General features: G+C 32.8%; 2 protein-coding genes. Both read right to left on the minus strand.

The window, feature by feature from the left end; translation table 11 throughout:
* Positions 1-308 precede the first annotated feature (308 nt).
* Positions 309-1,016: an IS6 family transposase gene (locus AC1DJR_RS22235; protein ID WP_477003518.1), complete on the minus strand. Its 708-nt coding sequence runs from the start codon at positions 1,014-1,016 to the stop codon at positions 309-311.
* Between the two features lie 140 nt (positions 1,017-1,156).
* A complete protein-coding gene (locus AC1DJR_RS22240; protein ID WP_477003519.1) occupies positions 1,157-3,118 on the minus strand; it encodes a DUF3472 domain-containing protein in 1,962 nt (653 codons plus the stop codon).
* Positions 3,119-3,516: the final 398 nt, after the last annotated feature.

Raw genomic sequence — 3,516 nt, forward strand, 5'->3', positions numbered from 1 at the left:
ATTCCTAAATTACTAAAAAATTATTTATATACGATTCTTTTTTACTAGTATTCCTAAATTACTAAAAAATTATTTATATACGATTCTTTTTTACTAGTTAATAGGTAATGATATAGGGATACTTTGCATGTACATCTAGGTTGTTCCTTTCAGGCTATGTATCATTTTAAATACGCCCTTTATTAGAATAGTGCTCATACTTTTTTTGAGATTCTTTCGTAATACGTGCGTTAAGTAAAATGGTTCTGGTGCAAAAATAAAACAAAAGARAATAAAGCATATATATATATTCCTAACGRAATCGTATCTTATGTTGCAAGTCCAAACAATTGGTGGATGAATTCTTTTTGATTTTGGACAGACTGGTTCCATAAAGCCATCTGGTCTTTTTTAATCATATGTATGGCTTCTACTCCAGAAAGAATGTATGTAGCTGTGTCAAAAGATTTAAGACCTAGCATAGAATAGATTCGCTTCTTTATAAAGCGATGATCTTGTTCTACTATGTTATTTAAGTACTTTTGTTGTCTAAGTCGCATACCATTAGGTATGCTTTTTTCTTTTTTCAACTGTTCAATTGCTGTAGGATAAGCTGGATTCTTATCGACTGTTATCACACGTGGCTTTGAAACATGAAAAGACSGCAAAGCTTTCTTGAAAAAGCGCTTTRCAGCCTTATGATTTCTTGTTTTGCTTAGGMAAAAATCGATTGTKTTTCCKTTCGAATCAACAGCACGATRCAGGTACATCCATTGACCTKTTACTTTGATATATGTTTCATCGACTCTCCAAGARTCATTTRTTTGTTTGAGGTAACGTCGGATCCGTTTGTCCAATTCARGACCATACTGATGAACCCAACGCATAATCGTTGTATGAGAAATGGATAAACCCCGTTCCTCCATYATTTCCACCAAATCACGAAAACTYAGGTTGTACYGTAGGTACCATCTTACCGTTAATAAAATAATATCAGGCTGATAGTGCTTMCATTTGAACCRATTTTTCTTTTCCATACCGATCACACACCTTTTTAGAGTAATAGTATCAGTATGTCCRARTTTTAGAGATTACTTGTAATTACTTTGAAGTTTTTACACCAGAACCTTTTATTTCAATAAAAAAAGTTGAGGATTCCCCCAACTTTTTAATACATTTATTGTCTTATTAATCCTGTAGATGTAACCTGATATATTCTTTTCTTACCTATATATTCCTGTTTWCYATTCTCAAGGTTAGTTATAGTCGCTCGTGTCTTTTCCTTTGCTGCTTCCCCTTCTATATGAGTAAATTCTATATAATCTCCCACTTTTATAGGTACTGTTTTGGTTTCAGCATTTTGTTGTCTATTTCCCACGATTTCCTTATTGTACATAACGCTACCGGATGAGTTCTGGACTTTAATACTTGCATATGTACTATTAAAGTACGAATGCGGTATGCCAGCTTCTAATTTTATTTTCAGCTCTTCTGCTGTTTTATTATAATCTACTTTTGCAATTTCTCTATCACTATATCCTTTTAATGACCATGCAAATTGTTTTCCGTCTAAAATTGTTGTCTCTGGCATTTTTTCTACTTTTTTTAAGCCCTCTGTTGTAACCTGATACCTTGCTGTCTTTCCAATAGTCTCATTTTTGTTATTTTCAAGATTCATTAATGTTGCGCGTGTCTTTTCATTTACTGCGTCTCCTTCTATATGAGTTAATTCAATGTAATCTCCCACTTTTACAGACACAGTTTGGGTTTCGGCATTTTGTTGTCTATTCCCTACGATTTCCTTATTGTATATAACGCTACCGGATGAGTTTTGGACTTTAATACTCGCATATGTTTCATTAAAATAATGATGCGGTACGCCTACTTTTAAGTCAATTTGCATTTCTTCTTTCGACTTATGGAAATTGATTTTAGCAAACTCGAAATCACTAATTCCTTTTAGGGACCATGCAAATTGATTCCCTACTAAAATATCAGAATTTCCATTTGTAATTGCTACTTTTTTCTCTACAGTTCGATCAAATATATCTGTTAATGTAATTTTAGCATAAGCTGTTTGAGGCAATTGCATAATTTGACTTACCTCAGTTTGATAGGACTTAATATTGTCGATTACTTTCAAAGCTTGTCCCGTTAACTTTTCATTGTCATAGATTTCAATTTTCCCTTTAAACTGGGGAGTACTTTGTTCTTTCAATTTCCAAGACACATTTAATTTTTCATTTTCAAAACGAATATTTTGAATATCAAAATCCAAATTCCCCATCTCTGGTTGACTAGGTTGATTTAAGTTAAAAGTCTTTCCAGTACCAATAGTTGATTGCGTATTTCCACCTGCTTTTACCCATACATATTCTGAAGTTGCCCCTCCATCATATTGATAAGAACTATCATGCTGCCCAGAAATACGCTGATTATTCCAAGAATTCCATTGTTTATCTGAAACTTTTCTGCTATATCCATTTTTAAGACGTGCTTCTCTTACATCTTGTCCATTACCAGCCCAGTCCTCTTGAAACATCGATAGACCATAGTTGAATGCAACATTCGCAACTGGATGATCCATAATAGCAACTAACTTCCATTGATTTAATTTATTATCTTTTATCCACTGGCCAAACTTTGTATGGCCATCTTCTTGCCAAGAACGTAKAGTCATTCGATACCATTCACTATCTTTCCAATTATAAGTTGTTTGAACCTTCAGACCTGTTCCTTCTCCCCCAAATCTACTGGCTTCTGAAGTCGGCGATAAATATTCAGCTTTTATTGCTTGGTTTGATGCTATTGGATCCCAAAGTGCAAAGTGAAGGGTACGTTTACCGGTTTGATCAAAACCGCTTTGTTGTTGGAAGCCCGCATAACCGCCACCCTCTCCTCCCTGATTCCAGTTATGTACAGCCCAATACGTATAAGGTGCCGTTTGGACTGGTGACCAGTCTATGCTAATAATATCTGAAGCAGCAGTATTTTGTGGTGTTACATAAACTGATGGGGCATGAGATCGAATTGCTGCCTCTGTACTAGAAATTGGTGTTCCAAACATTGAAAGCATGGTGCAGGCCGCTGTAATTACAAAAATTTGTTTTATTCTTCTCCTTGTTTTTGGTTTAAACATAATTTCCAATCTCCTTTTCAATTATTTATGGTTACATTGAATAATAACTCCGTATATCCAATTAAACAAATTATACAAAAAAGAATACTAGATATATTACCTGGGTACGTTTGATGTTTTTTTACCGCTATTACCAAGAAAAATATAGTATTTTGTTATAAAATCGTATAATTTACCACTAAATTTCTAATACAGATATTATAAAAATTCATAAATTAATAGAGATATTTTTGAAATTTACTTTTAATTCTTTAACATGTAATACGTAAATTTGAAATAACATAATAGATTCAATAAAATCTATAACTATGAATTATATTACTTGTCTCTAGTACTTTTTAAAAATGCATTATTAATCATAATAATATTATGTAAACTTAAAAATACCATAATTAAGC

The organism is Bacillus sp. 05T31, assembly GCF_056396725.1.